Consider the following 26,038-nt stretch of genomic DNA (forward strand, 5'->3'; position numbering starts at 1 on the left):
GGGAGGGGGATCAGGTCAAGGCAGCACAATGCCCTCATCGCGGTTGAATGACGCCAACGCCCGCTGCAGCTTGATCGCCCGTCCGCAAAACAGCCCAACAGTAAAACCCGAAGCCCCGCCTGCCAGGGCCAGCATTGGCGCGGTGCTCGACAGCAACGGGTGCACGGCGTGCTGGTATCCGAGGTAATACTTCACGGCGAAGAACAGTTGGGAGATCAGCAGGATTTTCCAGGTGCCGGGCAGCACCAGCGTGTTGCCATCGAGGCGTGCACCTTTGGCCGCGAACATCGCCATCGCCAATAGGCTGCCCACCGCCGCACCGCCCAGCCAGCAGCCGATCGACAGCGTTGAATGCTCAATGGACAGCAGCGACCAGATCACCAGCACCACCGGCAGGAACATCAGTGACCGGTGGTTTTCGCGGCTGCCGCGGGTGGCTTTGATCCCGTACCAGCAGATCCATAGATAAACGGCGTACACCCAAAGGGGCGTGCCCTGAAGAATGTCGAGCATGGTCAGCGTCCGTGCCTGATGAAGTTGGGCGTCGATATTCGCCGGGCTGCGCGTGGTCTGTCCATCGATTTAACCGAGGCGCTTGCCCATTTCGAAGGCGCGTTTTTCGTAGCCCAATTCCTCGTACAGCCGTTGCGCCGGTTCGTTGAAGGCCCAGACGGTCAGGCGCAAATCCCCGGCGCCCTGGCGGATGGCCCAGCATTCGGCGAGCGCCATCAGTTCACGGCCAATGCCCTGGCCACGCTGGGCCTCCAGCACGCAGATCGAGCCGATCCGCGCGACGCGCAGCGGTTGCAGCAAGGGGCTTGCGGTCTCGATGATTTGCGCGGTGATAAACCCCACGCCCGCGCCCTGCAGCTCGGCAAGAAACACCGCCTGAACCCGGCTGGTGAGGCAGGGCCGCCAATGGGACTGGTCGCGCTCCACCTGATCGGTGGCGTCACGGTAGATATCGGGCCGTTCCTGGTGGTGCAGGCGGTTCAGCGGCTGGCCCAGCACGCAGAGGGTGTGCAGGTCATCCAGGTGCGCCTGGCGATAGGTCAATCCTTGAGACATGGCAGTCCTTCGAACGGGGCAAAGGGCGTGTTATGCCCGTTATCGGCGATCACGTAAAGGCGCGGCGTTGGCCCCAAGCCCTTCGACGAAACCGGCAATGCGTCGGCAAGCCTCCCTGAGGATGTCATCGGCGACAGTAAACGAAACCCGCACAAACCCTTCGGCGCTGGGGCCAAAGGCTTGGGCGTCAAGCACCGATACGCCGGTCTGGCGATACAGTTGCCAGGCGAACTCCCGGCCCGTGAGTCCGGTGCGGCGTACGTCCACCAGCATGAACATGCCCGCCTGGGGGACTCGGCAGTCCAACTCGCGGATCGCGCTCAACTCGCTCACCACCAGGTCACGCCGGCGCCGATACACCGCGCGGGCATCGCTGACCACGGCCTCATCCAGCTCCAGTGCCTTGATCGCCGCCGCCTGGATAAACCCTGGAAGGCCGTAAATCATGCACAGCAGCAAGTTCTCCAGATGGCTGATCAACGTGGGCGGACCGGCCACCCAGCCTACCCGCCAGCCAGTCATGGCGTGGCTTTTCGACAGGCTGTTGAGCACCACCGTCCGCTCGGCCATGCCAGGTAGCGCGCTGATGCTCAGGTGTTGATCGTCATAGATGAGCTGCCCATACACTTCATCGCAAATCACCCACAGGTCATGTGTGCGTGCCACTTCGGCGACGGCTTCCAGCTCTTCGCGGCAGTAGACGTTGCCGGTGGGGTTGCACGGTGTAGCGAGGGCGATGCCTCGGGTCTTGTCGGTAATGGCCGCTTGCAGCGCGCTACGGGTCAGGCGAAAGCCATTGGCGGCTGGTTGCTCGACGGTTGTAATACGAGCCCCCGAGGCATGGACGCAGGCTTCGTAGGTCAGGTACATCGGCTCTGGCACCAGCACTTCATCGCCGTGGCTGAACAGGCACAAGCAGGCCGCGAACAGACCATTCTGCGCGCCGGCGACCAGGGCGATATTGTCGGCGTGCACCGCAATCCCTTGCAGCAGGCTCTGCCGTGCGGCGATGGCCTCCCGCAGTTTCGGGCGGCCGAGCACATGGGTGTAGTGGGTGTCGCCGGCGCGCAGGGCGTCGACGGCGGTTTCACAGATCGCGCTGTGTGTGGCGAAGTCCGGGTCGCCGACACTGAGCACAATCACGTCTTCGCCACGCAGTTGAGCTTCGGCGGCGGCGTAGTGAATATCCCAGGCACTGACGGATTCGCCGCCAATGCGCCCCACAAAGGGTGAATAACGCATCCTTGCTCTCCTCGCCGACATCGATGCCCGCGTCAATTAGTCGATTTCAGTTCCACTGTAGAACATGGCGCCTGATCCACATCAAGGGCCGTGCGCAAAAAATCCGCTACAACGAAGCTGGGGCTGACCATGCCCCGGTTATCTGCCTGATGACCCAATAAAAACGATTGCAGACCTGCGCCGAGGGGACCGCCCCACGCCGGGTTATTAAAGGAATAGTGCGATGATTTTTCCCCTGTCACGTCTGGGCCTTGTGGGGGTGGTGCTGTGCCTTTCCCTTCCCCTGCACGCCAACGAAGCCGACCCCTCGCTGATCGAACAGGGCAAATACGTTGCCCAACTGGGCGACTGCATCGCCTGCCACACCGCCAAGCAAGGCGCGCACATGGCCGGCGGGCTTGAACTGAGCACGCCAATGGGCACGATCTATTCGAGCAACATCACCCCCGACCGCGACACCGGCATCGGCCAGTACACCTTCGAGCAGTTCGACCGGGTGATGCGTGAAGGCGTGACGCCGGCCGGGCAGAACCTGTACCCGGCGATGCCGTACCCGTCCTACGCGAAGATGAGCGAAGGCGATATGCGCGCCCTGTTCGCCTACCTGATGCAGGGCGTGGAAGCGGTGAACAAACCCAACCTGGACGCGGAGATGGGCTTCCCGTTCAACCAGCGCTGGGGCCTGGCGTTGTGGAACTTTGCGTTCCTCGACAAGCAACCGTTCGTGCCTGACCTGGCGAAGGATGAAGTGCTTAACCGGGGCGCCTACCTGGTTCAGGGCCTGGGCCATTGCGGCTCTTGCCACACCCCGCGTGGCATCGCCTTCCAGGAGAAAGCCATGAGCGATGCCGGTCGTAGCGGCCGGCATTACCTGGCCGGTGAGACTGTCGAACACTGGCGCGCCTTGAGCCTGCGCAACCTGTGGACGGTGGACGACACCGTGCAATTGCTCAAGACCGGGCAGAACCGCTTTGCCACGGTCTCGGGGAACATGGCTGATGTGATTCATCACAGTACCCAGCATTTCACTGACGCTGACTTGACGGCCATCGCGACCTATTTGAAATCCTTGCCACCGGGCAAGGATGACCTGCCGATGCCCGCCGTGGCCCAAGAACCTGCTGCACCGCCCAAGGACCTGTTCACCAGCCGTGGCGGCCTGGGTTACATGCAGTTTTGCAGTGATTGCCACCGCAGCGACGGCGGCGGGGTGAAAGGGCTGTTTCCGCAGTTGGCCGGCAACCCGGGTGTTGCCTCGAACAACCCGACTTCATTGCTGCATATCACGCTGACGGGGTGGGAAACGGCTGAGACCGCAACCCATCCACGGGTCTACACCATGCCTGGGTTTGCCCGGTTGGCGGATCAGGAAATCGCTGAAATCCTCAGTTTTGTACGCAGCAGTTGGGGTAACGAGGGCACGCCTATCAGTGCTGCCCAAGTGAAGAAAATGCGTGGTCAGCTCAACCCGGTCACCACCGATTCGTCAGCGTTCGAAACCCCGCGCCTGGCTGAGCTGTTGGCGGCGCCGAATGCTGATCAGGTGGTGCGTGGAATGCGCCTGCACCTGCAGACCAAGGAGCTGCTGCCGAACAACGTGGGCAATGCCTTGAACTGCACCAGTTGCCATCTCAACGCCGGCACCGTGGCGGACGGTTCGCCGTTTGTGGGTGTCTCGGCGTTCTTCCCGAGCTATGCGCCGCGTGCGGGCAAGGTGGTGAGCCTGGAGGAGCGGATCAACGGCTGCTTCCGGCGTTCGATGAATGGCAAGCCACTGCCGCCGGAATCGGCGGATATGCAGGCGATGGTGGCGTACTTCGACTGGATGAAAAACAACACCCAGCCCGAAGATAAAGTCGCCGGGCGTGGGGTGGGCAAGGTCGACCCTGCGATCAAGCCGGACCTGGAGAATGGCAAGCAGGTCTACGTCAAGCAGTGCGCGGTGTGCCATGGCGACAATGGCCAGGGGTTGACGCGGGCGGATGGCGAACGGGTGTACCCGCCGTTGTGGGGCGAGCAATCGTTCAATATCGGGGCGGGGATGGCGCGGCTGTACACGGCGGCGGCGTTCGTGAAACGCAACATGCCGATTGGCTTCCACGAGAAATTCCCGTTGGGGCAGGGTGGTTTGTCGGATCAGGAGGCGGTGGATGTGGCGGCGTACTTCTCCCAACAACCTCGTCCGGATTTCCCGGACAAGGTGAAGGACTGGCCGAAGGGGGGGAAGCCCGTGGATGCGCGGTACTAACCCCACAACCTGTTCGAAGTGGGCATAGTCAAGGTGGGAGCGGGCTTGCTCGCGAAGACGGTGGGTCAGTCACACCTGTATTGACTGACACTGCGCTTTCGCGAGCAAGCCCGCTCCCACAGTTTTAACCGAGTGCAGTCCGTTAGAAGGTGGTGCGCAAGCCCACCTGCACACTTCGCCCCGGCGCCGGGGCGATGTCTCGCAGGATCGAGCTGGCATAGCGCATGGTCTGGTTCGTCAGGTTCTCGCCGTTGACGAACGCCAGCCACTGGCTGCCGCCCACATTGAAGCGGTAGCCAGCGCTGGCGCCCAGGGTGGTGTAGCCATCGGTGCCGCTTTCGTTGTCCGGCACCCGGCCTTGGCCCGCCGCGTGTTCAACGTCAATCCGCGCCTGCCAGCGATCCAGTTCCCACAACAGGCCGCTGTTCAAACGCAACGGCGCAATCCGTGGCAACGCTTCACCCGTGTCCATGTTGGTAGCGCGGGTGTAGTCGCCGGACAGTTCCAACGCGAACTTGCCGTAGGCACCTTCCCCCAGCTTGATGTGATCCTGGGCTTCAAATCCTGCGAAACGCGCACGCACGCCGGAGTATTTGTACTCAGGAATGCCGCCGGCATCTTCCTCGCCTTCGTCATTCAAGGTGCGACCGCTGCCCAGCAGGCCGATGTAGTTGGAGAAGTGGCTGTAGAACACGCCGAAGCTGCCCTTGTGGGTGCCGTTGTCGAAGCGCAGTGCCAGGTCGCTGGACACGGCCTTTTCTTTCGACAGGTTGGCGTCGCCCAGTTCGTAGGTACCGGTGGCGACGTGGGCGCCGTTGGCATACAGCTCGTAGAACGTCGGGGCGCGTTCGGTGTAGCCGAGGGTGGCGGCCAGGGACCAGATTGGCGTGAGGGTGTACACCGCGCCAGACGACAGGCTGCCGGCGGTGAAGTCGGCAGACTTGTTGGCATTGGCGAAGCGCGCGTTGCCTTTGCCGTCGGGGTCGACGTTGGTGTGTTCCAGGCGTCCACCGAGGCTCAGCTTGAGGCGCTCGGTGGCCTGCATTTCTTCGAGGATAAACAGCGCGCCGGCGTTGGTGTCGGTCTGCGGCACGAAGGCTTCTTCACCCAGGGCGGAGAATTCGTTGCGGCTGACCTGAGCGCCCACCACGCCGTTGAAGGGGCCGATCGGCAGGTGCCGCGCTTCAACCCGGGCTTCGTAGCCCTTGTTCTTGAAGGTGGTGCCGGTCTCGCCGCCTTCAATCTCCATATGCTTGTAGTCGGTGTAGCCGGCGTCGAGTTTGACCGAGGTGAACGGGCCTTGCAGGTTGCGGATCTCGGACGCAAAGGCGTAGTGATCCTGCTTCATGCGGATGCGCACGTCCTGCTCGGCCGGGGAGCCGTAGTTGCTTTCGTAGTTGCTGTAGGACAGCCCGGCGTAACCGTCGTCCCAGGTGTAGGAACCGCCGACCGAGCCGCCATCCTGGCGCCCGCTGCTGTTGCCCAGGCGGCCGTTCTTGCCTTCACCGTCTTCGCTTTCCGGCGCGTGGCGGCTGCGGGCGAAGCCGGGGATTTTCAGGTCGTTGAATTCCCGGGCACTGGCGTCCAGGTGCAAGGCGAAGGTGCCGTTGCCGGCTTCCAGTTTGCCGGCGCTGCTGCGGGTGGTGTCGGCGCCGCCGTAGCGCAATTCACCGGCGCCATGGATGCCTTCGATGGCTTCGGTGGGGATGCGGTTGTCGAAGGTATTCACCACGCCGCCGATGGCACTGCCGCCATAGAGCAGGGCGGCCGGGCCGCGTACGATCTCGATGCGGTCGACGTTGACCGGGTCCAGCGGCACGGCGTGGTCATAGGACAGCGACGAGGCATCCAGCGCGCCCACACCATTGCGCAGGACGCGAATGCGGTCGCCATCCTGGCCACGAATGATCGGCCGGCTGGCCCCCGGGCCGAAGTACGACGACGACACGCCGGGCTGCTTGTTCAGGGTTTCACCCAGGCTGCCTTTTTGTTGCAGGGTCAGGTCATCGCCTTCCAGCACGGTGGTGGGCGAGGCGAGGGTTTCGCTGCCCAGCGGGTTGCCGGTGATGACTTGGGGTTGCAGCTCCAGGGCGTTGGCCTGGGAGGTGATCAACAGGGCGGCGGCCAGCGGGGTGAGGCGCCAGAGAGAAGAGAGGGACATCGGTCGTTCCTTGGCAAACGGCAAAAAAAGAGAAGGCTGAAAACGGTAAGGGATTCGATACCCTTTGATAGTTGTTGTTACAATATAACATCACTTTTTTCCCTGCCAAGGGGAACTTTCCCAAACCCCGCTCCATCACTCCCACGTTGATCGTTCCCACGCTCTGCGTGGAAATGCATCCCGTGACGCTCTGCGTCACCCTTGCGCAGGGCTAAAATTTGCGTCGACCGCGGGACGCAAAGCGTCCAATTCGGCATTCCCACGCAGAGCGTGGGAACGATCGACGAGGGCGGGAACGATCGAACAGTGGCCTATAGTGAAGGCAACGCTTCCACCGGCACGGCCCGTCCGCTAAGGTGCGCGGCTTCGTTTTCTTCTTTTCGCAAAAGGCCCGGCATGACCGCGACAAACAAAGACCCACTGCACGGCGTCACTCTGGAACAGGTTCTCACCGCGCTGGTGGCCCATTACCAATGGGAAGGCCTGGCCGAGCGCATCAACATCCGCTGTTTTTCCAGTGACCCGAGCATCAAGTCGAGCCTGTCGTTCCTGCGCAAGACGCCGTGGGCGCGGGAGAAGGTCGAAGGTTTGTACGTGAAGTTGATGCGCACCAAGCGACCGGTCGAGGACTGAGGTGAAACGTCACCTTATCGGCCTGGCAGCCCTGGGCGGCTGGGTTGGCCTGGCGCTGCAGCAGTACATCATTTTCTACTTCCGCTGGATCGATGGCGCCAGCCTGTTGCCGGGCCTGGTGAATTTCTTCAGCTTCTTCACCGTGCTCACCAACACCCTGGTGGCGGTGGTGTTGACCCACGCCTGGGTACAACGGCCAAACGCGGCGAGCCGGTTCTTCCTCGGGCCCGTGGTCAGCAGCGGGATCGCCGTGAGCATTGTCGTGGTCAGCCTCGCCTACAGCTTGTTGCTGCGGCACATGTGGCAGCCAGCGGGGGTGCAGTTTTTGGCGGACGAGCTGCTGCACGACGTGATGCCGTTGGTGTTTGTCGTGTATTGGTGTTGCTGCGTACCCAAGGGCAGCCTGCGCCTCAAGCACATCGGGCTGTGGGTGATTTACCCGTTGGTGTACTTCGCGTATGCGTTGTTGCGCGGGTATGTGTGGGGGTTGTATCAGTACCCGTTCATTGACGTGGACAGGCTGGGTTATCCACAGGTGTTCATCAATGCCGGAGGGATTCTGGCGGGGTTTGTGCTGATTGCTTTGGCGGTGGTGGGGCTGGATAAAATCTGTAGGAGCGAGCTTGCTCGTGAAGAACGTTAACGATAACGCAGGGTGTCTGGTTTAACGCGGCGCTCTCGGGTTCTTCGCGAGCAAGCTCGCTCCTACAGGGATCACTGTTGCCAGTAACCCACCGCCTTGAGGAATGCCTCATTGATGTTGTGGGTGTCCAGCAGCACCCGCCGCACCTGGCGCGACAGTTTGCTCTCGGTGGCGACAAAGCTGTACAGCGAACCGCCCGGCAACGTCAGGTTCTGCACCGTCTCGAGCAGGTCATCCTGGCCGCGCACCACCCAGATCACTTCCACCTCGGCGGCGCTGTGCAGCGGCTGCTGTTCCGCCGTATTGGCGATCTCGATCACCGCCAATACCTTGCGCCCCGCCGGTAATTCGTCCAGGCGCCGGGCGATGGCCGGGATCGCGGTTTCATCGCCGATCAACAGGTAGCTGTCGAAGATGTCCGGCACGATCATCGAGCCACGGGGCCCGCCGATGTGCAGGTGCTGGCCGACCTTGGCCTGCTCGGCCCAGGTGGAGGCAGGGCCATCGCCGTGCAGCACGAAGTCGATGTCCAGCTCGCCGATGTCCAGGTCGTACCGGCGTGGGGTGTAGTCGCGCATGGCGGGTTGCGGGCCATCGCCGCGCAGGTTGAAGTCGGGGCTGTCCAGCGCCGCTTGTTCGGCGGCGTTCTGCGGGAACAGCAGCTTGATGTGATCGTCACTGCCCAGGCTGATAAAGCCCGCCAGTTCCGGGCCGCCCAGGGTGATGCGGCGCATGCGCGGGGTGATGTCGACCACCCGCAGCACTTCGAGGCGGCGGCGTTTGATTTCGTGGGTCACGCGGTGGATGGCTTGGGTATTCATTGAGCTTTCCCGTCGGCAATGGCTTGGGCGGTGCCGTTGAGCAGCGCCGCGACACGAACAATTTCTTCCGGGCTCCAGCGCCCGTGGTGCGAATGCAAGGCGTGGCGCAGGTTATGCACCGCCTCGTGGATTTCCGGCGGACGGTCCTGGCCGCGCAGCGAACGTTTGCTCACATCCATGCGCATGCGAATACCTTCGAGGGCAACCGCCTGTTCGCTTAAGAAGAGACGACCGGCGTCGGTGATTGTGTAGCGTTTTTTTCCGTCTTCGGCATCGCCGGTAATCAATTCGCTTTCTTCGAGAAAGGTCAGCGTGGGGTAGATCACGCCGGGGCTGGGGCTGTAGGCGCCGTCGAACAGGGCTTCGATCCGGCGGATCAGATCGTAGCCGTGGCACGGTTGTTCGGCGATCAGCGCCGGCAACAGCAGTTTCAGGTCGCCGGGGGCAAAGACCCGTGGGCCACGGCCGCCGCGCTCGCGGCCTGGGCGTTTGTCGAAGCCGTCGCGGCTGTCACCGTGGTCGCGGTGTGAATGATGGTCTCTCATTTCGGGTGCTCTCGTTTGGTTTAGATACAACGTAAGATATATCTTAATGGGAAGGCAACCTGACCGGACGAACGGTCACTCGGCCCGCCGTCCCTTCACTTTTGAAATATTCATAAATTCGTTAGTTGGTTTGCCAGAGTAATTACTGTTGTTTTTCAGTTAATGTAATCCTATTCTTACGGATCTATCCGCCACTAAACTATTCTCATTAATTGCCATGTAGTCTGTTTCTTACAGATGGTTTTAAAGTTTTGGCAAAGTGCCATAATTTTCCTATGTGTCATGGTGTAACACGGCTACGTAACTAAGCGAATCGGACGGCTTTCCTCGTCAGAATCACAATGGATAATTGCCCGGCGTTGAGCGACTCCCTGAATTGCAATGCAACTAGTTGGAAAAAATAGAAACTTTCCAATGTGTTCAAAGGGTGAGTTCGGCGGCTTGTTTAATTAGTCCTGCACGCAATGGCGGCAGGGTCCGTTTTGATATTTGATACGTGTGAGCGTTTGCGAATGAATACTAAAGTGAAAACTGCGCTGTTAACTCTGGGTCTGCTGGCCGGTTCGATGTCCGTTGCGCAGGCAGCGGATGGGACCATTACCTTTACCGGGTCGGTGCACTCGGGCGCTTGCTCCATCAAGCCTGAATCCGTCGACCAGACCGTTCCCCTGGGCGCTATCGCAAAACATCAACTGCAAACCGGCGGCAAGTCGACCGCACGCCCTGTGAAGATCGAGCTTGAAGGCTGCGACCTGACCGGCCTTACCGACAACACCGTCACCACCACCTTCACCGCTGCACCCTCCAGCGCTGTGCCGGGCGCGATCGGCACCGTCGGTGGCGCTGGCAACATCGGCATCATGATGACCCATGGCGGCAAGCAGATTGTGCTGGGTAACCCGACCGATCCGCAGGCCATCGTTGCCGGTAACAACACACTGGAGTTCGGCGCCTACGTACAAGGTGCGGCAACGGGCGACATCGTTCCTGGCGACTTCAGCGCAGTCACCAATTTCACGTTGGCTTATCAGTAAGTTTTTTCCCCGCCACTCGTTGGGGGTGGCGGGGGAAAACTGCCGGAGGTCCAAGTGAAAACAGTCTTAAGTCTCGCTATTGCCTCTTCATTGACGATGGTCCTCAGCCCTTGGGCGTTTGCACAGACGCTCGCGCAGGGTGATGGGGTCGTCACGCTGGGAGGATTGGTCGTTGACTCGGCCTGCGGGCTGGAAACGGCCACGGTCGATCAGACCATCGAGGTGCCACCCGAACCCATCGGCCGGCTGTTGCGCGAGGGGATTGGGCAAGTCCAGCCCTTCCAGTTGCGGTTGGTCAATTGCTCATTGACGCGTCCCGATCCCACACGGCCGGGGCAAACGCTGCCCGATTGGGAGCACCTGCGCGTGACCTTCGAAGGTCCTGTGGACAGAGAGGGTCGCTCCTTTGCCGTGTTTGGTGGTTCGCAGGGCGTTGCCTTTCATATCTGGGACGCGGCCGGTCAGGAGAGCGTTCCAGGGGTGCCGATGGCGCTGGTGCCGGTGGCTGAAGGTGACATGACACTTAACTACGTGCTTCGCACGGTCGGTAACGGAGTGCCGATGCTGGCCGGGTCTCACCGTGCCGCAGTGAAGTTCAAGTTGGAATACTTCTGAATTGATGGGTTGTTTGCATGTGGAAAGCGTCGAAAATCATAACTACGCTGCGCCCCAGCCTATTTGGCGGGTTGATGTCTCTGGCAGGAACTGCAATGGGAGCCGGTGATATTGAGTTCAATACCGACGTCCTTGATCTGAGTGATCGCACCAATATCGACTTGTCTCGTTTTGCGCGCAGTGGGTTTATCCTCCCCGGCAACTATTCGATGGTGGTGCAGTTAAATAACCAGCCTATTACTGAGCAATCAGTAGCGTTCTATCCACCCGATAATGATCCCAAAGGCAGCCAGGCGTGTTTGGCGCCGGCTATTGTCGAGCAGTTGGGCCTGAAGGCCTCCGAGGCAGTGAAACTGCTGTGGTGGAAAAATGGACAGTGCCTGGACCCCCAAGGCTTGCCGGGCATGGAAGTCAGTGCCGACCTGGCCACTTCCACGCTGAACATCAACCTGCCCCAGGCCTATCTGGAATACAGCGCCATCAACTGGGACCCGCCGTCCCGTTGGGATGAGGGGGTGCCCGGACTGCTGGTTGACTACAACATGACCGCGCAGTCCAGTTACCGCAGGCACGACGGTACCCGCAGTGACGTCAGTGGCAATGGCACACTCGGGGCCAATATCGGCGCCTGGCGCTTGCGGGCGGACTGGCAAGGCCGAGTTGAAAAAGACCGCGAGGCGGCGGCCACCCGTAATCGCCTGGAGTGGAGTCGCTACTACGCTTATCGCGCCCTTCCTGCGCTCAAGGCGCGGCTGGTGGTGGGCGAGGACTACCTGTATTCGGACCTGTTCGACAGCTTCCGTTTTACCGGTGCCGCGCTGAAGTCGGATGAAAGCCAGCTGCCCCCCAACCTGCGAGGTTATGCGCCGGAAGTGGTCGGGGTCGCCAAGACCAATGCCAAGGTGGTCATCAGCCAGCAGGGGCGTGTGCTGTATGAAACCCTGGTCGCGGCGGGACCTTTTCGTATCCAGGATCTTAACGACGCGGTGTCCGGCACCCTGGATGTGCGGGTCGAAGAGCAAGACGGTACGGTGCAGAAATCCCAAATCGACACGGCGGGCGTTCCCTACCTGACACGTCCTGGGCACGTTCGCTACAAGGTGTCTGCCGGGCAACCGTCCAATCTTCAGTACCACGAAGACGGTGCCTTTTTCAGTACCGGCGAGTTCTCCTGGGGGATCAGCAATGGCTGGTCGCTGCTGGGCGGCGGCATCCTGGATAACAACTACCGTGCCGTGTCTGCCGGTGTAGGGCGTGACCTGCTGGCGTTGGGGGCACTTTCTCTGGACGTGACAGAGTCCCGTGCGCACCTGTGGAACGAGACACTCAAGGGCAAATCCTACCGTCTTCAATACTCGAAAAACTTTGAGCAGTACGACAGCCAGGTGACCTTCGCCGGCTACCGGTTCTCCGAGAAAAACTACTTGAGCATGAGTGAGTACCTGGATGCCAAGCATTACGGGATGAACAACGAACTCGGTGGACGCGGCGTGTACGACCGTGACGACGAGTTCCATGAACACTGGCGGCCGATCGGCGGCAAGAAGGCGCTGTACACGGTAACGGTCAATAAACAGTTTCGTGACCTGGGGGCCACCGTCTACGCCAGCTACAACAAGCAAACCTATTGGAACCGCCCCGATACCCAGCGCTGGAACCTGTCCGCGTCCCGCTACTTCAATGTGGGCTCAGTCAGGAACATGAGCCTGTCCCTGAACCTCTACCGAACCCAGGACTACCAATACAAAGATAACGGCATGGCCGTGACGCTCAGTCTGCCGTTGGGCCCCACCGGCACCTTGTCGCTGGATGCCCAAAGGGCCGGAGGCGACAACAGCTTCTCGACGCGCTTCAACGACCGCATCGATGAGCGCAACAGCTACCAGCTCAACGCAAGTGACAGCTCCGCCAGTGGCTATCTGAGCCATGTCGGCGACCTGGCGGATATCGACCTCAGTGCCACGCAACAAAGCAATAACCGAACCCTCAGTGCGGCCGTTCGTGGTGGTGCCACGCTCACGCCATACGGTGGGGCGCTGCACCGTACCAACAGTACCGGCGGCACCCGCCTGCTGGTCGACACTGCGGGTGTGCCCGATGTGCCGGTGCGGGGTTATGGCACACCGACCCGCAGTAACGCCTTCGGTAAAGCGGTCATCGCCGATATCAACAGCTATCAGCGCACCGCCGCCAGCGTTGACCTGGAGAACCTGCCGAACAACGTCGAAGCCACCCAATCGGTGACGCAACTGACACTCACCGAAGGCGCTATCGGTTATCGCTCCCTGGAGCTGGTTTCCGGCATGAAGGCCATGGCGGTCCTGCGCCTGCCGGACGGCAGTTCACCGCCCTTCGGTGCGACGGTGAAAAACCTCAAACAGCAGGACACCGGCGTGGTGAATGACGGCGGCGATGTGTACCTCAGTGGCATTCAGGCTGGCGAGCAGATGGTCGTCAGTTGGGGAGGAACCGAGCGCTGCATCCTCACGTTGCCTCTCACGTTGCCAACCGATGGCTTGAGCGATGCCCTGCAACTGCACTGCCAGATGGTAGCCACTGAACAACCTGTGCCCGAGCCAGCTGTGCTGACCGGTAAGCGTAACGATACGGAGAACGTAGCCTCATGAAACTGAACATGCGCCTCGCCGCCCTGCTGATACTGGGTTTGAGCCCGAGCGCCCACGCCGCTGTCGGCCTGGACCGTACCCGCGTGATTTTCGATGGTGGCAAAGAAGCCACCAGTGTGAACATCACTAACAACAATACCCAGTTGCCCTATCTGGCCCAGGGCTGGATCGAGGATGAGGCGGGCAACAAAATCACCTCGCCGCTGATCGTGCTGCCGCCGGTCCAGCGATTGGAGCCGGGCAAACAGAGCCAGGTGAAAGTCCAGGCGTTGCCGGCGGCCAAGTCGCTGCCCCAGGATCGGGAGACGGTCTACTACTTCAACCTGCGGGAAATTCCGCCGCGCAGCGACAAGCCCAACACCTTGCAGATTGCGCTGCAAACCCGGATCAAGTTGTTTTACCGACCGTCCGCCATCGCTCCCAGCCAGCAGGACCTGTCCAACCCCTGGCAGGAAAAGCTGACCCTCAACCGTGACGGTGAGGCTTATTGGGTGATCAACCCAACGCCTTACTACGTCACCCTGGTGGATGCGCGCAGCAGCAAGGAGGGCAAGACCATACCCGGCTTCGAGCCTGTGATGGTCCCACCCAAGGGCTCGCTGTCCCTGGGACCGATTGCCAAGGCGCTCGGCACCACCCCCTACCTGGCCTACGTGAATGACTACGGCGGCCGCCCGCTGATGGCCTTTTCCTGCAGTGGTGACGTTTGCACCGTCAACCGGCAAGCGTCTGCGGCTAACCAGTAGTACCTGCGGTGGGAGAACGTCATGAAGTTGCACAAAGTGAAATTCCTGGGGTGCCTGCTGCTGCTCGTGATGGCGCCGGCGCATGCGCTGGATGAGGGCGATATCGAGGGCATGGCGGGCATGCTGAACATCATCGGGTCCATGCATGAAATGCCGTGCAGCCTGGAGATGACCTCCCTGCATCAAACGATTGACCTGGGCGACATATCGGCCAGCCAGTTGCGCCGCCCCGGCGACCAGGCCACTTCCAGGCCCTTTCAACTGCGTTTCCAGGATTGTCAGCGCACCGCCGGGAGCATCGCCAGCGAGCGTACCGGCAACCTGACCTGGAGTGCTCATCAACCCGTGCTGTCGGTGGCGTTTATCGCCCCCGCGGATGCCGATGACCCACGGCTGGTCAAGGTGCAGGGCATCACCGGTATGGGCCTGCGCCTGACCGATGCTGAAGGGCGCGATGTGCAGTTGGGCTCGCGGGGTGAACCGTTGTTTTTGCCCTTGGGCGGCAACACGCAAACCTGGCATGTGCAGCCCACGCGCACCTCTGCGCCGCTGACCAGCGGGGCATTCCGGGCCGTGGTGGATTTCAGGCTCAGTTATCAGTGAGGGCAGGACAGTGGCTAGGTTAATCATTTTTATCGGTGCGGGCCTGCTGTGGGCTGTCAGCCAGGGTGTGCAGGCCGACACCAACCTGACCATCCGCGCGGTCATCATCGCGCCCCCGCCGTGTGTCATTAACAGTGGAAGTACGCTCAATGTGCCATTTGGCAATGACCTGCTGACGTCGCGGGTGGATGGGGTCAATTACCGGCGGGACGTGCCTTACACCATCCGGTGCGATCCGCCTGTTTACAGCAATGCGATGACCCTGGAACTCAAGGGCGCAGGGGCCGCGTTTGATAGCGGCGTGCTTTTGACCGGCAAGCCGGACCTGGGGGTAAAGCTGTTCGCCAACGGGGCCGACTGGCCGGTGAATTCGACCGTGCGGTTTACCCACCCCAACTTTCCCGTCGTGCAGGCGGTGCCGGTCAAGCGCGCGGGCAGCACGTTGACGGGCGGCGCATTCAATGCCGCCGCCACCTTGGTGGTCGAGTACCAATGACGAGCGCAAATGAAGAGGAACGATCAATGACATGTTGGCCGCAGCGAGCGTTGCTCGCCCTGTGTTCCATCGGCCTGTGCAGTGGTGCGTCGGCCAACCTGACGTTCAGCGGCACGCTGAACGAGCCTCCACCCTGCACGATTGATTCTGGCAGCACGATTGAAGTCGATTTTGGCGACGTCGGGACAAAGCGCGTCGATGGGGTGAAATACCGCCAGGGGGTTGGCTACACCATTCGGTGCGGCGCCTCCACGTTGCCGTGGCTGCTGAAGTTGAGCGTCAGAGGTGCGGAAACGACGTTTGACAACGCGGCGCTGCAAACCACCGCGCCTGATCTGGGCATTCGGCTGTATCAGAACAACCTGCCGTTTCGCCTCAACACACCACTGGACATCAGCCTGGCGGCACCGCCGACCCTGGAAGTGGTTCCCGTCAAACGGCCGGGCGCGATTCTGACCGCCGCCAGGTTCACGGCGGTGGCCACGCTGTTGGCCGAATACGAGTAGGAGGCGAGGTTATGCGACATGTAACGGTTCACAAGGGGCTGGCAACTGCCGGGCTGGCCTTGCTGCTGACGTTCAGCCTGGTTTCCCCCGCGCAGGCGGCGGACAACCTGAGGTTCAAGGGCAATCTGGTGGAGCAGGCCTGCGATGTTCGCCCCGGTGACGAGGCAATGACGGTGGAACTCTGGGACCTCACCAGCAAGCACCTCTACATCAACAGGCGTTCAGTGGGTAAACGTTTCACGCTGCACCTGGATGACTGCAACACCACGATCAGCGACTCGGTGACGATCATGTTCGGCGGCGCGGAAAACCGCGCACTGCCCGGATTGTTCGCGCTCGACGGTGGCAGTGGTGCCTCAGGCATCGGGCTGGGGCTGGAGACGCTGAGCGATAAGCCGGTGCCCGTGAACAAAGTCGGCGACGAGCAGATGTTGACCCCTGGCAACAACGTCATCGAGCTCAAAGCCTATGTGCAGGGTGAGCCGGATGCCCTGCGCGATCAGACCATCGGGCATGGCGCCTACCGGGTGACTTCTGTGTTTACCCTGGATTATCCGTAAGAGAACACTATGAAACGACTATATGGAGCCATTGCGCTTCTCGCCCTGATTGGCGTAACGACGACCGCAAGAGCAGCGGACTGCCGCGTAAACGGCGGGCCGTGGCAAACGGTCAACCCCGGCGGGTCCTTCAACCTGCAAGTGCCGGTAACGGTCCGAGTAGGCTCGGACACCACCCGCATCCTCCTTGAAGGGGCGAACATCGAGTGCAGGTTCACCGCCTTTGGGGGGGCACCTTCGTTCGAGGACTACTGGTCAACCTCGACAGCAGTCGGCCCCGCCTGGACGCCTGGTCCAAAGTTCTCCAGCCTTGGCACCGGCTTGCGCATAAACGGTACGTTCTATAACACGCCGGTCCCGAGTAACGTTCGGATAGCGACCATCCCCAATAACGGGAGGGGCGTCCCGATCGCTGTAACGCCTTATATTCTGCTGCGCAACAATCCGGTGACCCCCGTCGACGTTCGAATTGGGGATGTTCTCGGGGTGCTACGTCTGAACCAGACAAACAACTACGATTCGGGTTGGACGCGGCTCGTTCTGACGTACACCGCCGCCAACAACTTCTCGATCTCCCCCTCTACCTGCACGATCAACAATAACAACCCGATCGAGATCAACTTCAACGACGTTCACCAAAGGGCAATCGGCAGCGACCCCCTGACCACCTCCATTCGCACCATCCGCAGACTCACCTACGCCTGCCCGGACCCCGGAATCACCACGCCGATCACCATCACTTACAAAGGCACCCCGTCTTCGTTCAACCCCAACCTGTTGACCATGAGCAACCCGAATGTGGGCACGGCCATGCTTTATGCGGGGTCTGCGGTGCGCGTGAACGGCTCATTCCTGACCCGCATTACCAACAGCAGCGGGAGCGACGACGTGACCTTTGCGCTGGTCTCGCGGCCGGGGTCCCTGCCGGCCGCCGGGCCCGTGAGCGGCAGCGGTGTGTTGGTGATGGGGGTGCCGTAATCCCGGCCAGCACCTGAGCCGAATACGAGTGTCGGTTTCCTCAACCGGGGCTGGCGGTGATTGCCGGCCCCGGCTTTTTCAGGGGTTATTCGTCCGAGTTCGGCTCCCGGTTGCGACGACCTTCATGGCGCTCCAGGGCCTCGCGGGTGAGTTGGCGCAGCCACTCTTTTTGCTGGTAGCCCAGGTCATTGAGCAGTTGCTCGTAGAGGGCGTCGGGCATCGGTTCTTCACCCACGGCGGTCTGCGCCTTGCCCAGGGTTTCCAGCAACTCGCGGGCGGTATCGCGCAGGGCTTGCTGTTCTTGCGCCGGCAGGCCGGGGGCCCATTTGGCCTGGTTTTCCTGGAGCGCTTCGAGGGCGAAGAAGCGTTCATCAAAGCGCAATTCGTTGAGCTGGTCTTCGCGTTGGTGGCTGTCGCGCAGGTAGTGTTCCCAATAAGGTTCCAGCAGCATCTGGTTGACCAGGCCGTCACCGTCTCCCAGGGCCAGCACGCTCCAGTAGGCGCGTTCGATTTGCACCGTGCTGACGTTGGCGGTTTCGCGGTACAGCATGTGGTCAGCCAGCCACGGCAGGTCCAGGCGCTCGGCGAGTGAGGTCTGGTAGGCCAGGTAGATATCCACCTCGTCGACCTCACCGGGTACGCCGTCCACCATCTGGGAACGCAAGCGCTGGCCCAGGCCGCCCTGGGCCACGGGGTTGAGGCGCTGGCGGATGTCGCTGCGGATCACTTCGCCCAGGTGCTTGAGTCGAGCGGTACCCTTGCTCAAGGTCACCAGGCGCGCCTGGCGTTCGGCGTCGTTGAGGCTGTAGCGCTGGGCTTCGCTGGCCAGCACTTCAATGCCCATCTCATTGAAAATCTGCGCGCCGCCGTCGGCGCACAAACCGGGGAAACTGCTGAGCTTGAACAAGTCTTCGCGCAGCTGGCTGTCGGCATGGGTGGCACGCAACAGGCGCCACACCCGCGTGGTCAAGGCCGGGCGATTGAGGGCGTAACGCACCTCATCTTCTTCGGCTTCGAAAAATGCCGGCGCCTCCAGAGACTTGAGTACTTCAAAAAATCCCTGGGAGCCATGCTCGCGCTCCACCGCGTCCCATACCTGTTGTTGTGCCAGGCGCCGGGGGCCTTCGGCTTCCGACAGCCAGAAACTGGCGTCGCCCCGGGGTTCGTAGGTGCGTTTGGGGTCGAGCCCGGCGGCCAGTCGATAGGCTTCATACCGCTGGCGATCCTGGTCGCTCAACAGGCGTCGGTCCAGGCGGGTGCGTGCGATCAGTTCGGCGGCGCTGGAGCCGGGGCGCGCCTCAGGCAGGTGGTCGATCAGCGTGCCGCTGAGGTCCAGCTCAAAGCCACTGCCCCTTGGGTGCAGGAACAGCCCGCTCGGCCAGGCGCGGATCTGGCTGCGGCTCAGATCCAGGATGCGCAGCTCGCGCATCAGGCTGACATTCGGCGCCAGGCTCAGCGGGTTATGGCTCAGGTTGAGCACCGTTAGCCGGCGCATTGCGCCCAAGGTGTTGACATCTGCCGGGCCGAGCACCAGTTGGTTGTTGCTCAGGCCCAGTTCGTACAACTGCAGCATCTGCTCCAGCGCCGGGGGCAGGCGGGTGAGGGTATTGTCATTGAGGTTCAGGCTGCGCAGTTTCGGGAAGTGGCTGAGCAGGTCGTTATGGGCCTGGCTGAAGCCTGTGTCCTGCAGGGTCAAGTGGGTCACGTGTTCAAAACTGGCGTTCAGCGGGGGCAATGTCTCGGGCAGCGGCTGGTGGCTCAAATCCAGGCGTGCGCCACTTTGGGTGTGGCCCCAGCCATCGACATGTTCGGCGAAGCGGTCGGTCCAGCACAGGTTCAGAGCGTCCCCCAGGCGTCGACGGCGGCTGCGCTCCCGACGTTCTTCGGCGCTGCCCTTGGGATGGCGGGTGGGGCCTTTGCGCCAGGTGTCGAGTTCCACATGCAGGCGCTGTTTTTCCAGGGTCAGGTTATTCAGGGTGGTGCGCAGTTGCCGTGGGCGAACGCCCTGGATCACGCGCTCGATTTTTTCCGGTGCCAGGCTGGGGAACAGCAGTTGCAACACTTCCCTGGCATGGCCGACATTTGTCTCTTGCGCGCCCGGGTTGAGCCGGGTCAGCGCCGGGCCGCCTAGTAGGGTCACAGTGTGGCGGTCGGCGACGCTGCGTTCCGGCGCCTGGGCCAGCGACTTGCGCCGCTCGGCCAGGGGTTCGAGGCTGTCGATCAGCCATTGGCGCAACGCGCCGCCCTGGCCGGGTCGGTAGCCCAGCGGTGTGTTCGGCAGGGCGAGCAGGATGGCTTCGTACAGCGAACCCGGCGGGCTGCCGGTGACCTCATAGCCCAGGCCGGGGCGTTGCACCACGTGGCGCAGGGTGCCGGCCGTGGCGGGGCCGACGCTGCTGCGCAGCGTGCCGAGCGCGTCGCGAATTTCCAGGCGCACGTTGGCGAAGCTGTCCGTGTGCAGTTTGAGGGCGTTGAGCAGCATTTGCTCGGTATCCGGGGTGATGCGCGCGCTGTGATAGAGGCCTTCGAAGGCCAGTGTCGAACGCTCGGCCAGTGCCAGTTCGCGGGCTTGCTCCAGCAAGGCCAGGGACGGATGTGACGGGTCGAGGCGTTGCAGGTCGGGCTCGCCGACGTGCTCCAGCAGGGTCTGGGCGGTATGTGAACCGAGCCCCGGCACGTGCTGGCGCAGCTGTTGCTGGCGCGGAGAGTCAGCCCGTTGCGCGCGCAGGTCCACAAAGTGGGTAATGGAAGACGTCTGGCTCAACACATAGTCCGCCAGGCGGTCGCGCAAGGCTTGAACACGTTGCTCGGGAGCAACCTCGGTGCCGAGCAATTGATCGATCTGCGCGCTGTCGAGAAACCCCAGTACCCGTTCCGGCAATTGCCCGGACATGACCTCGCCCAGGCTCAGGCGCAGGGTGTCGGCAGGCTTGGCGTCGGCATTGCCGTACTTGTGGGGTTCGCCGCTGAAATCGGATTTGGCGAACACCTCAATCGCCTTGTCGCTCGGCCAGCCCGCCAATTCGGTGACCATCTGTTCGAACCAGTCCGAGGACGGGTCCAGTGGCATGGCCTGGCCATTGCGGATTTTTTCGCTGGCGCGCCGGGGGTACTCATACAGTTCAAAGCGGCGCAGGGTTTCACTCAGCAAGGGCGGCGGCGGTTGGTTGCGTACATACATGCGGCGCAACACGCCGTCGTCGGTGCCGCTGATGCGGCGGATGCGTTCCAGTTGCAACTCGCTCAAGCCTTGCACCGAGGGCCCCAGGCGGCGCATCAGGGTGCTGCTGGTCCACGTACGCGGTTGTTCGCCTTCATGCACCCAGGCACCCTGACCGTTGCCGGTGATACGCGGCTGGTAGGCCGAGGCGCGGCGCGGGTGCAGCACGCGATGCTCGCCGGTGTCGGGGCTGTGGCGCAGTACGTAGTGCTGATCGTCGAGGGGCAGAATCAGGCGCTGCTGGTGTTGATGCAGGCCCGACGGCAGAGGTTTGGCATCGGGCGGCAGGCGTACATCGGCATGGGCGTAGGGGGCCAGGTCGGGGTTCCAGAGACGGGTCTGGCCGTCGGGCAGTTGCACCGGGCGCAGGCGCTCGACAAACGGCGACAGCCCGGTGCGAGCCACCTCGCTCACAGCCCCGGCCCCGGCAAACACCCCGGCTTCGACCAGGCTGCGGGCCACGCCGATCAGGTGCCCGGCCGCCTCGCGGCCACGGCCCTCGGCCCAGTCGACCAGCCCTTCAAACACCTCATCGGCCAACTGGTAAGCGGTGTAAGCCAACATCACCTGGCCCAGCCCCGGCACAAAAGGCGTGGCCACCAACAGCGCGACATTGAGCAGGTCCGAAAGGATTTTTTCCAGGTTGTCCCACCACGCCCAACGCGCCAGGCGATCCACCTGGGCGGTGGACACGGCGATCTGCCGGGCATCGTTGAGCAACTTGTTCAACTTGACCCGGTACAGGTAATTCCACAGGTCGTTTTCGGCCTCCAGCGGGCCGCGATTGGGGTGGTCCTCGCGGATGTCCAGCGTGCTCATCACCAGCCTGGGCCGGGCCTTGAGCGCTGCCAGAAAGGCACCGCGCCGTTCGTGGTCGACGAACTGGCTGAAAAACTGCCGGTAGTCGGCCTCCTGCAACTGGCGGCTGAGTTCCTCGGCGCAGGCCTTGGGCGTGGGGTACTCCTTAAGCGGGTGCTGCGGGTCTTCCGGCACCCAGGCGAGCACCCGGCCTGCCGGCTGGCCGCCAAACAGCACGACACCCGTCAGTGGGCAATCCAGCAGGCTTGTGACGTAGCTATTGAGAGGCTGGCCGTCGAGGCTCGCATGGTGATAACCGCCAGCCAGCAGCAACAGGCTGTCATGGGCGTCCTGGGTGATGTCGCCGCGCAGCAGTGCCTGATGGGTGGCCACCGTCAGCGACGCCTTGAGGTTGGCGAGCACCGCCAGGCGGACATTCCGCGCGGTGACGGCATGGTGATAACCCACCACTTGATTGAGACGTGCCTGATACAGGGCACCAAGGTCCAGTTGGCGGCAGATACCCTTGAGGGCCACGGCGGTCAGCGACGTGTTGAGGGTATCGCGCTGACCCCGCGCGTCTTGCGGGCCAAGAAAGGCAAAGTCGATAAACTCATCGCCAGCGGCAAAGTTGTGCAGGGCGGCGTCAAGCAACGACAGCGTGCGGCTGTGCTGGCCGTGTTTGACGCCGATCACCCACCAGGCTTTTTCGGCGTTGGCGTACGTGCGCAGAAAGGTGTTGCGCACATCCATCTCGCCGTAGGCGGCGAGGGCTTTTTTCAACAAGGGTTCGGCGAAGGCGTAAACGTCGGTCAGGCCGTGGAATAACACGTCGAGACGGTTCTGGGTCTGCCATTGCCGGGCAATGGCAGCCTTGAGCCGTTGATGCTGGCCGGGCGTGGCGTTGGGGTAGGGCGCAGGGTCGGTGAGGCCAACGGCGTGCAAGGCATGAATGCGCGCCAGGGTGGTGGTTTTGATCCACGGTGGCAGCGCATTTTCCATCAGTGTTGCGTGGTTTGAATCGAGCATGGGAAGGCCTGAATAGAACGCAAGAAACCTTGAGTCTAGGGAGGAACGTCCCAAAAAAAGGCTGAGTAGTTAACACCCTAAGGCGCCTGGCATAGGGTGAGGCTTGCGGGTTGCAAATACGGGGTCAGCATCGGGGCCATGCCCTTGAGCACCTGCACCGGCAGTGCCGAGGTGAATTTGAAATCCTGGGCCGAGGTGCCTGGCACGAAGGCGGTGAGGGCACCGAAGTGGTGGTCGCCGATGTAGAACACGAATGTCGCCGTACGATTGATCGCCTTGGAGCTGAGAATCCGCCCGCCGGCGCCGATGGCTTCGATCCGGTTGTCGCCGGTACCGGTCTTGCCGCCCATGGCCAACGGTGTACCATCCGCCAGTTTGAAGCTGCCGGACACGCGCCGTGCGGTGCCCGCGTCCACCACTTGGGACAGCGCGCCCTTGAGCGCCATGGCCACCTCGGAAGGCATCACGCGCTTGCCGCGATTGGGGTCATTGACCAGTCGGGTTTCGTACGGGGTGTCGGCGGCAAAGCGCAGGCTGTCGATACGCAGGGTGGGCTGGCGCACCCCGTCGTTGAGGATAATCCCCACCAGTTCCGCCAGGGCCGCCGGGCGGTCGCCGGAGCTGCCAATGGCCGTGGCGAGCGACGGCACCAGGTGGTCGAAGGGGTAGCCGACTTTTTGCCAGCGCTGGTGAATATCCAGGAACGCCTCGATCTCCAGCATGGTGCGGATGCGGCTGTCGCGGGCACTCTTGTGGCGGCTCTTGAACAGCCAGCTGTAAACCTCCTGGCGCTCGTGTTCACTGGCGGCGGTGGCCTGGGTGAAGGTGGCGTCGGGGTGTTGCAACAGGTATCCCATCAACCACAGGTCCAGGGGGTGAACCTTGGCGATATAGCCTTGGTCGGGCAGGTCATAGGCGCCGGGGCCATAGTTCTGGTAGAGCTTGTCGAGGCGCTCATCGGTGAGTTTCTCAGGGCTTTTCACGCTGCTCAAATGGGCGCGGACAAAGCTGTTGAAGCTCGCCTGGCTGGCATTGGGCAGCAGGTAGCGGTGCACGGCGGCCAGGCGAATGGCGGTGGGGTGCATGCCATCGAGAAACGTATCGAGGCGCGCCTGGGTATCTTTGTTGCGGTACTTTTTCCAGAACTTGAGCAGGAACGTAGTGCCCTCGCGGTCGGCAAACTGGGCCAGGTATTCCTGGCGACGCGGGTCGTTGTCGTCCTTGAGCAACTCGGCGCTGTTGTTCGGACCCTGATAGGTGGTGTAGCGCACCAGGTCACGCATCAGGCGAATGAACGGCAGGTTGATGGACTCACGCAGGGCTTCGATCAATGTGGGGGTGCGGCCGTTGTCCTGGCTGCGGAAGTTGTGGAAGTGGTGCATACCGCCGCCGGTGAAAAAGCCTTCGCTGGTGTTGGCCGAGTATTGGCGATTGAGGGCGGCGTCGAGCATGGCCGGCAGGTTGCGATCACTGTTCTGGATCAGGTAATCGAGGGCCCAGCGGGTGATGCGGTCCTGGTCGTCCACCGGAATCTTGCGCAATTGGGCAGCGGGCATCGCGCCGTATTTGTCGTGCAACTCGCTGACGATTTGCAGGTAGGTGGTCATCACCCGCAGCTTGGCGGTGGAGCCCAGTTCCAGCTTGCTGCCTTCGTTGATGTCGAACGGCTGGTCGGTGCTGTCGGTCTGCACCCGCACCCGCGCGCCGTCGGGGGTCATTTCGTAGAGGTTGAAACTGTAGCGCACCTGGGCGGTGTTGGCGGGCGTCAGCAACGTTGGGCCGAGCAGGCCGATCTGCGCGGCGAAGGCCGGGTCGGCGAGGTGCTTGAGGTAGGCGCTGGCCTGGGCTTGCAGGTCCGACTGCAAGGTGCTGGTGGCAGACAGGTCGAGGCGGTCGAGGTCATACAGCGGCTGGTTGAGCAGGGCGGCCAGGCGAGTGCGGGCGACGGTAATGCCCTTATTGGTTTCGATCGGCTGGATCGTCGGTTGCTGTTGCCAGTCACGGTAGGTGACTTTGCTGGCGAGGGCGGCGTTGGCCAGGGCCGGGTCGATCACATTGTTCTGTGCGAGCAGGCGGATGTGGCTGTCGGTGAGGTCCGCCAGCTCCTTGTGACCCTTGGACAAATAGTGAGACGGGCGGCGCTGGGCGATCATCAGTGACAGCACCTCGCGCAACGCCAGGCCTCTTTGCGGCAGTTGTTTGGGGTCGCTGCTGTTGAGCTGGGCGTTGGTCTGGTTGAAGTCAGCGCCGTACCACACGCGCAAACCTTCGGCCATGCCGTGCACTTCGCCGTGGCCGGGCACCGCCGACAGGGGCACGCTGTTGAGGTAGTCGCGCACGATGCCCTGGCGGGCGGGGAGGGTTTGCGGGCCGTCCTGGTACGCGCGCACGCTGGCGGAAATCATCTGGCGAATTTTCTCGCCGCCGGACAGGGTCAGGCCGTCGGGCGAGTGGCGGTATTTCTCCAGTTGCGTCGCCAGGGTACTGCCGCCGGCTGTCTGGCCGGGCAGGTGCAAGAGCTTGGCCACCTGGGACCAGGCGGCCTTGGCGAAACGCGGCCAATCCACGGCCGGGTTGAGTTGAGGATTTTTCGGGTCGAGCAGGTCGCGGTCTTCGATAAACAGCAGGCTGCTGACCACCACCGGCGGGATCGCCGCAAAGCTTGGGTACAACTGCTGTGGATACGTGAACTGATACAGGGGGGCGGCCCGGCAATCGGTGATAGTCAGGCCGGCCTGCATCTTTTCCGGGTAGGGCACGAACAGGCCGCGCTGGGCGTAGGCCATCAGGTCGGGGGAGAAGCGCGCTTGAGCCTGGATCAGGTAGTCACGCTTGATCAAGCGCGGCAGGAACTCGCCAAGGGCGCTGTAGCCCAAGCGCTTGTCAAAGGGCCCGGCACCTGGGTAAACCCGTGCATCGCTTGGGCCCGAATGCATTTGGTAGGTGAGGGTTGAGGCGATGTCGGAGAAGGTTTTGGCCTGCAACCTTGAAGTGCGCATTTCCCGCAGAGCGGCAAAAGCCAGGGCGATCAACGCAATCAACAGTACCAGCCAGAACAGCCGCCACCACAACCGTCGGCGGGGGGGAGGGCTTTGTGGCAACGGCTGTTCATCCGGGCTATCGGTGGATACCGCAGCCTTGGTCGAAGCGTTTTGCCATAAAGCGCCCATAGTCGATTGATCCATTTACGCAGATTGATCGGACTTGGTTGAAGCTTAGACGGTGGTGGGCGAGTGGGCGGAATTTGTGAGAGGGATGTTGTTTGTGGTGAAGGGGCTTGCTGTGGCGAGGGAGCTTGCTCCCGCTGGAGTGCGAAGCACTCCCAAAGAATCCGCCCCGGTCTAACTGAAAAAAACCATGCCCAGGTTTTGGGTCTGCTACGCAGCCCAGCGGGAGCAAGCTCCCTCGCCACAGCAATCTCCCTCGCCACAAAGTGCCGCCCTAGAGCCTCCCCCGCCGGTAAAT

At 62.2% G+C, this 26,038-nt stretch carries 20 protein-coding genes; 12 read left to right on the forward strand and 8 right to left on the reverse strand.

Annotated elements, in window-relative coordinates:
* Positions 1 to 15: 15 nt before the first annotated feature.
* The 3 genes from D109_RS0129375 to D109_RS0129385 form a co-directional block, all read right to left on the reverse strand.
* Positions 16 to 513: a hypothetical protein gene (locus D109_RS0129375; RefSeq protein WP_017480063.1), complete on the reverse strand. Its 498-nt coding sequence runs from the start codon at positions 511 to 513 to the stop codon at positions 16 to 18.
* 69 nt (positions 514 to 582) lie between these two features.
* Positions 583 to 1,068 (reverse strand): N-acetyltransferase, encoded by a 486-nt coding sequence (locus D109_RS0129380; RefSeq protein WP_017480064.1) that lies wholly within the window; start codon positions 1,066 to 1,068, stop codon positions 583 to 585.
* A gap of 39 nt (positions 1,069 to 1,107) precedes the next feature.
* Positions 1,108 to 2,310: a pyridoxal phosphate-dependent aminotransferase gene (locus D109_RS0129385; protein WP_017480065.1), complete on the reverse strand. Its 1,203-nt coding sequence runs from the start codon at positions 2,308 to 2,310 to the stop codon at positions 1,108 to 1,110.
* A 223-nt stretch (positions 2,311 to 2,533) separates the two neighbouring features.
* Between D109_RS0129385 and D109_RS0129390 the strand changes: the two genes are divergently transcribed.
* Complete coding sequence (locus D109_RS0129390; RefSeq protein WP_017480066.1) at positions 2,534 to 4,558, forward strand: c-type cytochrome; 2,025 nt, start codon at positions 2,534 to 2,536, stop codon at positions 4,556 to 4,558.
* A gap of 142 nt (positions 4,559 to 4,700) precedes the next feature.
* Here the strand turns inward: D109_RS0129390 and D109_RS0129395 are convergent, their stop codons facing one another.
* A complete protein-coding gene (locus tag D109_RS0129395) occupies positions 4,701 to 6,719 on the reverse strand; it encodes a TonB-dependent receptor (protein ID WP_017480067.1) in 2,019 nt (672 codons plus the stop codon).
* Positions 6,720 to 7,115: 396 nt separating this feature from the next.
* On the opposite strand from D109_RS0129395, the gene D109_RS0129400 reads away from it, so the two are divergent.
* Positions 7,116 to 7,352 (forward strand): VF530 family DNA-binding protein, encoded by a 237-nt coding sequence (locus tag D109_RS0129400; protein WP_003216406.1) that lies wholly within the window; start codon positions 7,116 to 7,118, stop codon positions 7,350 to 7,352.
* Between the two features lies 1 nt (position 7,353).
* Positions 7,354 to 7,995 carry a Pr6Pr family membrane protein gene (locus tag D109_RS0129405; RefSeq protein ID WP_017480068.1) on the forward strand — a complete coding sequence of 214 codons (642 nt, stop codon included), beginning with the start codon at positions 7,354 to 7,356 and terminating at the stop codon, positions 7,993 to 7,995.
* A 71-nt stretch (positions 7,996 to 8,066) separates the two neighbouring features.
* On the opposite strand, the gene D109_RS0129410 is transcribed toward D109_RS0129405, so the two are convergent.
* Together D109_RS0129410 and D109_RS0129415 are read right to left on the reverse strand one after the other, a co-directional pair.
* Positions 8,067 to 8,816: a siderophore-interacting protein gene (locus D109_RS0129410; protein ID WP_017480069.1), complete on the reverse strand. Its 750-nt coding sequence runs from the start codon at positions 8,814 to 8,816 to the stop codon at positions 8,067 to 8,069.
* Positions 8,813 to 9,361 (reverse strand): PadR family transcriptional regulator, encoded by a 549-nt coding sequence (locus tag D109_RS0129415; RefSeq protein WP_017480070.1) that lies wholly within the window; start codon positions 9,359 to 9,361, stop codon positions 8,813 to 8,815. The genes D109_RS0129410 and D109_RS0129415 overlap by 4 nt, the downstream gene beginning before the upstream one ends.
* A gap of 512 nt (positions 9,362 to 9,873) precedes the next feature.
* Here D109_RS0129415 and D109_RS0129420 point away from each other — a divergent pair.
* Genes D109_RS0129420 through D109_RS1000000133475 form a run of 9 tightly spaced genes read left to right on the forward strand, consistent with a single transcriptional unit; the run spans position 9,874 to position 17,526 of the window.
* Entirely contained in the window at positions 9,874 to 10,395 is a 522-nt protein-coding gene (locus D109_RS0129420) for a fimbrial protein (RefSeq protein WP_026078297.1), read from the forward strand.
* 54 nt (positions 10,396 to 10,449) lie between these two features.
* A complete protein-coding gene (locus tag D109_RS0129425; protein ID WP_017480072.1) occupies positions 10,450 to 11,010 on the forward strand; it encodes a fimbrial protein in 561 nt (186 codons plus the stop codon).
* A 17-nt stretch (positions 11,011 to 11,027) separates the two neighbouring features.
* Positions 11,028 to 13,637, forward strand: coding sequence for an outer membrane usher protein (locus tag D109_RS0129430; RefSeq protein ID WP_152416425.1), 2,610 nt, complete (start codon positions 11,028 to 11,030; stop codon positions 13,635 to 13,637).
* Positions 13,634 to 14,383: a fimbria/pilus periplasmic chaperone gene (locus D109_RS0129435; protein ID WP_017480074.1), complete on the forward strand. Its 750-nt coding sequence runs from the start codon at positions 13,634 to 13,636 to the stop codon at positions 14,381 to 14,383. The genes D109_RS0129430 and D109_RS0129435 overlap by 4 nt, the downstream gene beginning before the upstream one ends.
* Positions 14,384 to 14,404: 21 nt before the next feature.
* The gene (locus D109_RS0129440) at positions 14,405 to 14,986 is read left to right on the forward strand and encodes a fimbrial protein (protein ID WP_017480075.1); all 582 of its coding nucleotides are present in this window, start codon (positions 14,405 to 14,407) and stop codon (positions 14,984 to 14,986) included.
* Positions 14,987 to 14,996: 10 nt separating this feature from the next.
* Positions 14,997 to 15,482, forward strand: coding sequence for a fimbrial protein (locus tag D109_RS0129445; protein ID WP_017480076.1), 486 nt, complete (start codon positions 14,997 to 14,999; stop codon positions 15,480 to 15,482).
* Between the two features lie 26 nt (positions 15,483 to 15,508).
* A complete protein-coding gene (locus D109_RS0129450; RefSeq protein ID WP_017480077.1) occupies positions 15,509 to 15,988 on the forward strand; it encodes a fimbrial protein in 480 nt (159 codons plus the stop codon).
* Positions 15,989 to 15,999: 11 nt separating this feature from the next.
* Positions 16,000 to 16,548, forward strand: a complete 549-nt coding sequence (locus D109_RS0129455; RefSeq protein WP_017480078.1) for a fimbrial protein — start codon at positions 16,000 to 16,002, stop codon at positions 16,546 to 16,548.
* A gap of 9 nt (positions 16,549 to 16,557) precedes the next feature.
* Positions 16,558 to 17,526 carry a fimbrial protein gene (locus tag D109_RS1000000133475; protein WP_026078298.1) on the forward strand — a complete coding sequence of 323 codons (969 nt, stop codon included), beginning with the start codon at positions 16,558 to 16,560 and terminating at the stop codon, positions 17,524 to 17,526.
* Positions 17,527 to 17,611: 85 nt separating this feature from the next.
* Here the strand turns inward: D109_RS1000000133475 and D109_RS0129465 are convergent, their stop codons facing one another.
* Together D109_RS0129465 and D109_RS0129470 are read right to left on the reverse strand one after the other, a co-directional pair.
* Positions 17,612 to 22,573 (reverse strand): dermonecrotic toxin domain-containing protein, encoded by a 4,962-nt coding sequence (locus D109_RS0129465; RefSeq protein ID WP_026078299.1) that lies wholly within the window; start codon positions 22,571 to 22,573, stop codon positions 17,612 to 17,614.
* A gap of 77 nt (positions 22,574 to 22,650) precedes the next feature.
* Complete coding sequence (locus tag D109_RS0129470; protein ID WP_017480081.1) at positions 22,651 to 25,743, reverse strand: transglycosylase domain-containing protein; 3,093 nt, start codon at positions 25,741 to 25,743, stop codon at positions 22,651 to 22,653.
* Positions 25,744 to 26,038: the final 295 nt, after the last annotated feature.

Origin of the sequence: Pseudomonas sp. PAMC 26793, from assembly GCF_000313235.1 — a bacterium.
Classification (GTDB): domain Bacteria; phylum Pseudomonadota; class Gammaproteobacteria; order Pseudomonadales; family Pseudomonadaceae; genus Aquipseudomonas; species Aquipseudomonas yamanorum.

Excerpts from the sequence above, each read along its gene's own strand:
- D109_RS0129375 (WP_017480063.1), bottom strand. The coding sequence starts at position 513 with ATGCTCGACATTCTTCAGGGCACGCCCCTTTGGGTGTACGCCGTTTAT.
- D109_RS0129380 (WP_017480064.1), bottom strand. The coding sequence starts at position 1,068 with ATGTCTCAAGGATTGACCTATCGCCAGGCGCACCTGGATGACCTGCAC.
- D109_RS0129385 (WP_017480065.1), bottom strand. The coding sequence starts at position 2,310 with ATGCGTTATTCACCCTTTGTGGGGCGCATTGGCGGCGAATCCGTCAGT.
- D109_RS0129390 (WP_017480066.1), top strand. The coding sequence starts at position 2,534 with ATGATTTTTCCCCTGTCACGTCTGGGCCTTGTGGGGGTGGTGCTGTGC.
- D109_RS0129395 (WP_017480067.1), bottom strand. The coding sequence starts at position 6,719 with ATGTCCCTCTCTTCTCTCTGGCGCCTCACCCCGCTGGCCGCCGCCCTG.
- D109_RS0129400 (WP_003216406.1), top strand. The coding sequence starts at position 7,116 with ATGACCGCGACAAACAAAGACCCACTGCACGGCGTCACTCTGGAACAG.
- D109_RS0129410 (WP_017480069.1), bottom strand. The coding sequence starts at position 8,816 with ATGAATACCCAAGCCATCCACCGCGTGACCCACGAAATCAAACGCCGC.
- D109_RS0129415 (WP_017480070.1), bottom strand. The coding sequence starts at position 9,361 with ATGAGAGACCATCATTCACACCGCGACCACGGTGACAGCCGCGACGGC.
- D109_RS0129420 (WP_026078297.1), top strand. The coding sequence starts at position 9,874 with ATGAATACTAAAGTGAAAACTGCGCTGTTAACTCTGGGTCTGCTGGCC.
- D109_RS0129430 (WP_152416425.1), top strand. The coding sequence starts at position 11,028 with ATGTGGAAAGCGTCGAAAATCATAACTACGCTGCGCCCCAGCCTATTT.
- D109_RS0129435 (WP_017480074.1), top strand. The coding sequence starts at position 13,634 with ATGAAACTGAACATGCGCCTCGCCGCCCTGCTGATACTGGGTTTGAGC.
- D109_RS0129440 (WP_017480075.1), top strand. The coding sequence starts at position 14,405 with ATGAAGTTGCACAAAGTGAAATTCCTGGGGTGCCTGCTGCTGCTCGTG.
- D109_RS0129450 (WP_017480077.1), top strand. The coding sequence starts at position 15,509 with ATGACATGTTGGCCGCAGCGAGCGTTGCTCGCCCTGTGTTCCATCGGC.
- D109_RS0129455 (WP_017480078.1), top strand. The coding sequence starts at position 16,000 with ATGCGACATGTAACGGTTCACAAGGGGCTGGCAACTGCCGGGCTGGCC.
- D109_RS1000000133475 (WP_026078298.1), top strand. The coding sequence starts at position 16,558 with ATGAAACGACTATATGGAGCCATTGCGCTTCTCGCCCTGATTGGCGTA.
- D109_RS0129465 (WP_026078299.1), bottom strand. The coding sequence starts at position 22,573 with ATGCTCGATTCAAACCACGCAACACTGATGGAAAATGCGCTGCCACCG.
- D109_RS0129470 (WP_017480081.1), bottom strand. The coding sequence starts at position 25,743 with ATGGGCGCTTTATGGCAAAACGCTTCGACCAAGGCTGCGGTATCCACC.